This window comes from Curtobacterium sp. MCBA15_008 (assembly GCF_001865065.1).
Taxonomy (GTDB): domain Bacteria; phylum Actinomycetota; class Actinomycetes; order Actinomycetales; family Microbacteriaceae; genus Curtobacterium.
In genome coordinates this window covers 1-256 of sequence record NZ_MJGN01000042.1, presented here as the reverse complement: position 1 = coordinate 256, position 256 = coordinate 1, and the positions used below count along the sequence as shown (strand labels likewise).

Below are 256 nucleotides of genomic sequence, written 5' to 3'. Positions count from 1 at the left end.
GCACCAGGACCGACCGCTATTCTCTGGATCATCAAGCGAGTCTTCTTCAAATGGGGTCACTGCACTCGGTAGATCGATTCTTTATGCAGATCCGGAGAGCCATAAGCTGTTTTGAGCGACCATTTGGATCTGGAACCAGTGGGCGACGCGTCTGGTACGGTTACTCGCCATATAACCCGGACAGGTACAGTCAGCTTGGCGATATCTACCGAGTTTATTACAACTACTGCAAACCGAATGACAAAGGCAAGACTCC

General features: G+C 50.4%; 1 protein-coding gene. It reads right to left on the bottom strand.

The genetic code is table 11. The annotated features are described in order from the left end of the window. Positions 1-56: 56 nt before the first annotated feature. Positions 57-256 (bottom strand): hypothetical protein (locus BIU96_RS20105; protein WP_217642276.1); only part of this gene is annotated, 200 nt, incomplete at its 5' end.